Source organism: Streptomyces recifensis (assembly GCF_002154615.1).
Taxonomy (GTDB): domain Bacteria; phylum Actinomycetota; class Actinomycetes; order Streptomycetales; family Streptomycetaceae; genus Streptomyces; species Streptomyces griseoluteus.
In genome coordinates, this window is record NZ_MUNH01000649.1 from 1 (window position 1) to 7,107 (window position 7,107).

Here is a 7,107-nt window from a genome sequence, read left to right on the forward strand (position 1 = left end):
GATCGCCGCCGTCGCCGCGGGACTGCCGGACACCGTGGCGGGCGTACAGGAGAACCGCTTCTGCGCCTCGGGTCTGGAGGCCGTCAACACGGCCGCCGCCAAGGTCCGCTCCGGCTGGGAGGACCTGGTGCTGGCGGGCGGTGTCGAGTCGATGTCCCGGGTGCCGATGGCCTCGGACGGCGGCGCCTGGTTCAACGACCCGATGACCAACCTCGCCACCAACTTCGTCCCGCAGGGCATCGGCGCCGACCTCATCGCCACCATCGAGGGCTTCAGCCGCCGCGACGTCGACGAGTACGCGGCCCTGTCCCAGGAGCGTGCCGCCAACGCCTGGAAGGAGGGCCGCTTCGAGCGCTCGGTGGTCCCGGTCAAGGACCGCGCGGGCCTGACCGTCCTCGACCACGACGAGCACCTCCGCCCCGGCACCACCGCCGACTCCCTCGCTGGTCTCAAGCCCTCCTTCGCCGACATCGGCGAGCTGGGCGGATTCGACGCGGTCGCGCTGCAGAAGTACCACTGGGTGGAGAAGATCGACCACGTCCACCACGCGGGCAACTCCTCCGGCATCGTGGACGGCGCCTCCCTGGTCGCCATCGGCTCCCGCGAGGTGGGGGAGCGGTACGGGCTCAGCCCCCGCGCCCGGATCGTCTCCGCCGCCGTCTCCGGCTCCGAGCCCACCATCATGCTCACCGGCCCCGCACCCGCCACCCGCAAGGCGCTCGCCAAGGCCGGACTGACCATCGACGACATCGACCTGGTCGAGATCAACGAGGCGTTCGCCGCCGTCGTCCTCCGCTTCGTCAAGGACATGGGCCTGTCCCTGGACAAGGTCAACGTCAACGGCGGCGCCATCGCGCTCGGCCACCCCCTCGGCGCCACCGGCGCGATGATCCTGGGCACCCTCGTGGACGAACTGGAGCGCCAGGACAAGCGGTACGGCCTGGCCACCCTGTGCGTCGGCGGCGGCATGGGCATCGCCACGATCATCGAGCGCGTCTGAACTCCCAGCGGAACCAAGCGACTTCTACGGAGACGACTGTCATGACCGAGAGCACCACCATCCGCTGGGAGCAGGACGACACCGGTGTCGTCACCCTCGTCCTCGACGACCCCGGCCAGTCCGCGAACACCATGAACCAGGCGTTCCGCGAGTCCCTCGCCGTGATCACCGACCGGCTGGAGGCCGAGAGGGACTCGATCCGCGGCGTCGTCCTCACCTCGGCGAAGAAGACCTTCTTCGCGGGCGGCGACCTGCGCGACCTGATCCGGGTCACCCCCGAGACCGCCCAGGACCTCTTCGACGGCGGCCTGGCCATCAAGCGGAACCTGCGCCGCATCGAGACGCTCGGTGTGCCCGTGGTCGCCGCGATCAACGGCGCGGCCCTCGGCGGCGGCTTCGAGATCGCCCTCGCCTGCCACCACCGGATCGCCCTCGACGCCCCCGGCTCCCGCATCGGCTGCCCCGAGGTCACCCTCGGCCTGCTCCCCGGCGGTGGCGGTGTCGCCCGTACCGTGCGGCTGCTCGGCATCACCGACGCGCTGCTGAAGGTGCTGCTCCAGGGCACCCAGTACAACCCGCGCCGCGCGCTGGACAACGGGCTCGTGCACGAGGTGGTGGAGACGCCGGAGGAGCTGACCGCGCGGGCCCGCGCCTTCATCGACGCCCATCCCGAGTCGCGGCAGCCCTGGGACGAGCCCGGCTACAAGATCCCCGGCGGTACCCCGGCCAACCCGAAGTTCGCCGCCAACCTGCCCGCCTTCCCCGCCTCGCTGCGCAAGCAGACGGCCGGCGCGCCCTACCCGGCGCCGCGCAACATCCTCGCCGCCGCGGTCGAGGGCGCCCAGGTCGACTTCGAGACCGCGCAGGTCATCGAGGCGCGGTACTTCGTGGAGCTGGCCGCCGGGCAGACCGCGAAGAACATGATCCAGGCGTTCTTCTTCGACCTCCAGGCCGTCAACTCCGGCGCCAACCGGCCCCAGGGGATCGAGCCGCGCAAGGTCCGCAAGGTGGCCGTGCTCGGCGCGGGCATGATGGGCGCCGGCATCGCCTACTCCTGCGCCCGCGCCGGCCTGGAGGTCGTCCTCAAGGACGTCTCGCTGGAGGCGGCCGCCAAGGGCAAGGGCTACTCCGAGAAGCTGTGCGCCAAGGCCGTCGCCAAGGGCCGCACCAGCCAGGAGAAGGCCGACGCCCTGCTGGCCCGGATCACTCCGGCCGCCGAGGCGGCCGACCTCGCGGGCTGCGACGCGGTGATCGAGGCGGTCTTCGAGGACACCGCGCTCAAGCACAAGGTGTTCCAGGAGATCCAGTCCGTCGTCGAGCCCGACGCGCTGCTCTGCTCCAACACCTCCACGCTGCCCATCACCGCGCTCGCCGAGGGCGTCGAGCGGCAGAGTGACTTCATCGGGCTGCACTTCTTCTCGCCGGTCGACAAGATGCCGCTGGTCGAGATCATCAAGGGCGAGCGCACCGGGGACGAGGCGCTGGCCCGCGCCTTCGACCTGGTCCGGCAGATCAACAAGACGCCGATCGTGGTCAACGACTCGCGCGGCTTCTTCACCTCGCGGGTGATCGGCCACTTCATCAACGAGGGCGTCGCGATGGTCGGCGAGGGCATCGAACCCGCCTCGGTGGAGCAGGCCGCGGCCCAGGCGGGCTACCCGGCCAAGGTCCTCTCCCTCATGGACGAGCTGACCCTGACCCTCCCGCGCAAGATCCGCGCGGAGACCCGCCGTGCCGTGGAGGAGGCGGGCGGCATCTGGACCCCGCATCCCGCCGACGAGGTCGTGGACCGCCTGGTCGACGAGTTCCACCGCCCCGGCCGCAGCGGCGGCGCCGGCTTCTACGACTACGAGGACGGCAGGCGCACCACCCTCTGGCCGGGCCTGCGCGAGCACTTCACCAAGCCGGGGCACGAGATCCCCTTCGAGGACATGCAGGAACGCATGCTCTTCGCCGAGGCCCTCGACACCGTCCGTCTCCTCGAGGAGGGCGTCCTCACCTCGGTCGCCGACGCCAACATCGGCTCCATCCTCGGCATCGGCTTCCCCGGCTGGACCGGCGGCGTCCTCCAGTACATCAACGGCTACAAGGGCGGCCTGCCCGGCTTCGTGGCCCGCTCGCGCGAACTGGCCGAGCGTTACGGTGCCCGCTTCACTCCTCCGGCGCTGCTGCTGGAGAAGGCGGAGCGGGGGGAGACCTTCACGGACGCCCGCTGACGCGTCGTACGCGGGGTGCGCTTCGGGGATCCTCCTCCGGAACGCACCCCGGACTCATCGGGTGAGCATCCAGTGGCTGAAGGCCACGTAGTTCGTGGCGAACTCCTCCGGGGTCGTGGAGTCCTCCACCCGCTTGGACAACTCGTCGACCGTGGCGTAGTGCGGCAGCCGGTCCCGCTCGTAGGCAGCGAGCGCTGAGGGTACTTCCTCGGCCCGGGCGAGCAGCCGGGCGAGCAGCAGCGCGTCCTCCACTCCCAGGGACGCGCCGGCGGTGATGTGCGGCGACAGCGCGTGTGCGGCGTCACCGACCAGGGCCACACGGTTCGACACCCAGCGCGACAGCGGGGGGACGAGCATGATCTGGTTGTACAAGATCTTGTCGTCGGGGGTCGACTCGACGAGCGCGGGCAGTACCGGGTTCCAGCCCGTGGTGTCGAGGAACTCGGCTCGTTCGCGCGCCTGCTCCCTGGGGGTGCCGTGGAGCGCCGGCGAGCCGAACTGATTGATCAGCCAGTACACCGTGCCGTCGCCGGTGGGGACGTACCCGCCGCGGGTGCGCTGCTCGCCCAGCACGATGACGCTCCGGTCGACAGTGACGCCTTCGGGCGGCGTGACGACCGAGCGCCAGGCGTGGTGGCCCTCGTGGGCGATCGCGTCGCTGCCCGGCACCAGTTGGGACCGGACGACCGAGTACGCGCCGTCGGCACCCACCAGGAGGTCCGCCTCGGCTCTGCTTCCGCCCTCGAAACGGACCGCTACTCCCGCGTCGTGTTCGTCGTAGCCGACGACGCGGGATTCCAGCCGGATGTCGTCCCTGCCCACGGTCCGCGCAAGCAGCGCGTTCAGCTCTGGGCGCCGGGCCAGCAGGTAACGGTGATCGTCCTTCGAGAAGCCGGGCGGGTCGATCAACTTCCCGGCCGGATCACGGAAGTACATCTCGGTCGGCTCGGCGATGCCCCTGACCCGGTCACCGAGGCCGAGCTCATCGAAGACGGCCATGGCGTTGGCCCATATCCCGAGCCCCGCACCCGCTGCCCGGATCTCGGGAGCCTGCTCGCACACCACCGCCTCGATGCCTGCCTGGTGCAGGGCGATCGCGGTGGTGAGTCCGACGATTCCGCCTCCGGCCACTATGACGCGCATGGGTGGTCCTCCTGATGTGACGGCGCATTCCGCGCCCCTTCTCCGGCCGGTGCGGGATGGCCGGCGGGTGCTCGAAAGCGACGCTATGGCGCCCCCCTGATATCGACAAGTGCATGCTGTGGGCACCATCGTTATCGAAGGTGATAATCGGGGGATGGACAACGTCGATCTGAACCTGATCCGGGGCTTCGACGCCCTGCTCACCGAGGGCAGTGTCACCGGCGCGGCCGAACGACTGCACACCTCCGCGCCGGCGATGAGCAGGACGCTCGGACGGCTGCGACGGGTCTTCGGCGATCCGCTCTTCGTCCGCGCCGGACGGCACCTCGTTCCCACCGCGCGGGCGCTGGAACTGAGCAGCGAGGTCCGGACGATCGCCGCGCGTGCCAGGGCCCTCTTCGAGCCTCCGCAGGACGCGGATCCCGCGACCGCGGTCCGGGCCTTCGACCTCCAGATCAGCGACGCGCTGTCCATGACCTTCACGCCCGCGCTGCTGCAGGACCTGCGGAGCTCGGCGCCGGGCCTCACCGTCCGGCTGCACCCGGAGAGCATGGAGGCGGTGCCCGCCCTTCGGGAGGGGCTGATCGACCTGGAGATCGGCGACGTCAGCCGTCACGAGCGCGAGATCGAGGTCGAGGCACTGGCGGCGGACGTCTTCGTCGCCGCGGTGCACCGCGGCCATCCGCTGAGCACGTCAGCGCACGTGACGCCGGAGCAGTTCGCGGCAGCAGACCATGTCGCCATCTCCCGAAGCGGCCGGGCGTACGGCCCGATCGACGCACACCTCGCCGAACTCGGTCTCCGCAGGCGGGTGGTGGCGGTGGTGCCCACCTTCGCCGAGTCACTCCATCTCGCTCAGAGAGCGGGACTGGTGTGCATGTGCCCGGCCGTGCTCGGCCGCCGGGCCGCCGAAGCGCTGGAGCTGACCACTTTCCCGATCCCGCTCACCCTCCCCGCCGCCGACATCGGCATGGCCTGGCATCCGCGCAACACGCACGACCGGCTGCACCGCTGGCTGCGCACGCGCGTACACGCCGTGATGGTTCGCGAGTCGGCATCCGAGATTTGAGGGCCGGCGGCTCCTCACCGGCGCGCGGTGCGGGGTGGAGCCGAGTCGCTGGTTCAGGCGAACGTGCGCCGGTAGGTCTGAGGGCTGACGCCGGTGGTGCGCTTGAAACGGTCGCGGAAGGTGGTCGGGGACGCGAAGCCGACCTGATGGCCGATGCGTTCGACGGAGTGGGCCGTGGTCTCCAGCAGGTGCTGCGCCTGGCGGATGCGGGCGCGGTGCAGCCATTGCAGCGGGGTGGTGCCGGTCTGGTCGCGGAAGCGGCGGATCAGGGTGCGGGTGCTGGTTCCGGCGCGCTCGGCGATGTCGGTGAGGGTTAGGTCGCGGGCCAGGTTCTCCCGCAGCCAGGTGAGCAGCGCCTCCAGCTCGGAGCCGTGCGGTGTCGGCACGTGGTCGTGGACGATGAACTGAGCCTGACCGCCCTCCCGTTCGAGAGGCATCACCGACAGGCGGGCCGCGTCGGCGGCGACGGCCGAGCCGTAGTCACGGCGGATCATGTGCAGGCACAGGTCCAGGCCGGCGGCCGCGCCCGCCGAGGTGAGGAACTGGCCGTTGTCGACGTAGAGGACGTCCGGGTCGACGTCCAGGGCCGGGTGGGTGGCGGCCAGGAGAGCGGCCGCACCCCAGTGGGTCGTGACACGCAGGCCGTCGAGTAGCCCGGTCGCCGCCAGGGGGAAGGTGCCCACGCAGATGGAGGCGATCCGCGTCCCCGCGGCGGCGGCCGCCCGCAGCGCGTCCCGCACGGCGGGGGAGAGCGGGGCGGTGGGCTCCGCGACACCAGGAACGACGACCGTGTCCGCGCCGGCGAGACCCTCCAGCCCCCAGGGAGCGCGCACGGCGAAGGCTCCGGCGTCGATCTCCTCGCGCTCGGCGCACACCCGGACCTGGTAGCCGGGCCGCCCGTCCGGCAGGCGGGTCCGGGAGAACACCTCGATCGGGGTCGACAGGTCGAACGGGATCACCTGGTCCAGCGCGAGGACGGCGACGGTGTGCATGGCAAGAACGTACCCTTCCGCCGCCTGGGACGGCGCCGCTGCCTCTCCGGAAAGCCCATCCTCAGCGGCGTTCCGAGCCCGCCGGAAGCCTTTGGCACTTTCCCGTCGAAGCCTGTCACAAGTGCCACTGGGCGAGCCGGGCGGCAGCCGGTTGACTTCGGGTGTCCGCAGGAGAACGACCCGAGGGAACCTTCATGCACGTCCAGATCGTCCTGTTCGACGGCTTCGACCCACTCGATGTGATCGCTCCCTACGAGGTGCTGTACGCCGGCGGCTCGGCGTCGGACGGCACGGTGACCGTCGAGCTGGTCTCCGCGGAAGGCCCTCGTGAGGTGATCAGCGGCACCGGCGGGCTGTCGCTGCGCGCCACGGGCGCCGTCGACCTGGAGCGCGCGGACCTGCTCGTGGTGCCCGGCGCCTCCGGCCGGGTGGGCGAACCCGGCGAGGTTCCGGCGGAGGACGCGGGTGCCGGTGAGGGGAAGCAGGACGAGTTCATCCCGGTGCTGCTGGGCCGCACGCTGAGCACGGGGCTCCCGGCGCTCCTGAAGCGGGCCGTGGCCGATCCGCGCATCACGGTCGCCGCCGTCTGCGGCGGCTCGCTCGTCCTGGCCATGGCGGGTCTGCTGGAAGGGCGTCACGCGACCACCCACCACCTGGGCCTCGACCTGCTGGACGCCACCGGCGCCC

The 7,107-nt window shown here is 71.2% G+C and carries 6 protein-coding genes; 4 read left to right on the forward strand and 2 right to left on the reverse strand.

Annotation, left to right across the window (positions count from 1 at the left end):
• A partial coding sequence (locus tag CCN33_RS27715; RefSeq protein WP_107484008.1) for an acetyl-CoA C-acetyltransferase occupies positions 1-1,000 on the forward strand: 1,000 nt, incomplete at its 5' end.
• Between the two features lie 41 nt (positions 1,001-1,041).
• Positions 1,042-3,216, forward strand: a complete 2,175-nt coding sequence (locus CCN33_RS27720) for a 3-hydroxyacyl-CoA dehydrogenase NAD-binding domain-containing protein (protein ID WP_086696154.1) — start codon at positions 1,042-1,044, stop codon at positions 3,214-3,216.
• A gap of 54 nt (positions 3,217-3,270) precedes the next feature.
• Here the strand turns inward: CCN33_RS27720 and CCN33_RS27725 are convergent, their stop codons facing one another.
• Positions 3,271-4,359 (reverse strand): FAD-dependent monooxygenase, encoded by a 1,089-nt coding sequence (locus CCN33_RS27725; RefSeq protein WP_086696155.1) that lies wholly within the window; start codon positions 4,357-4,359, stop codon positions 3,271-3,273.
• 154 nt (positions 4,360-4,513) lie between these two features.
• Here CCN33_RS27725 and CCN33_RS27730 point away from each other — a divergent pair, with 154 nt between their 5' ends.
• On the forward strand, positions 4,514-5,428 hold the full coding sequence (locus tag CCN33_RS27730) for a LysR family transcriptional regulator (RefSeq protein ID WP_086696156.1): 915 nt from the start codon (positions 4,514-4,516) through the stop codon (positions 5,426-5,428).
• Positions 5,429-5,481: 53 nt separating this feature from the next.
• On the opposite strand, the gene CCN33_RS27735 is transcribed toward CCN33_RS27730, so the two are convergent.
• Entirely contained in the window at positions 5,482-6,420 is a 939-nt protein-coding gene (locus CCN33_RS27735; protein WP_086696157.1) for a GlxA family transcriptional regulator, read from the reverse strand.
• A 194-nt stretch (positions 6,421-6,614) separates the two neighbouring features.
• On the opposite strand from CCN33_RS27735, the gene CCN33_RS27740 reads away from it, so the two are divergent.
• Positions 6,615-7,107: type 1 glutamine amidotransferase family protein (locus tag CCN33_RS27740; protein WP_086696158.1), on the forward strand; the 493-nt coding region annotated here is incomplete at its 3' end.

Excerpts from the sequence above, each read along its gene's own strand:
- CCN33_RS27720 (WP_086696154.1), top strand. The coding sequence starts at position 1,042 with ATGACCGAGAGCACCACCATCCGCTGGGAGCAGGACGACACCGGTGTC.
- CCN33_RS27725 (WP_086696155.1), bottom strand. The coding sequence starts at position 4,359 with ATGCGCGTCATAGTGGCCGGAGGCGGAATCGTCGGACTCACCACCGCG.
- CCN33_RS27730 (WP_086696156.1), top strand. The coding sequence starts at position 4,514 with ATGGACAACGTCGATCTGAACCTGATCCGGGGCTTCGACGCCCTGCTC.
- CCN33_RS27735 (WP_086696157.1), bottom strand. The coding sequence starts at position 6,420 with ATGCACACCGTCGCCGTCCTCGCGCTGGACCAGGTGATCCCGTTCGAC.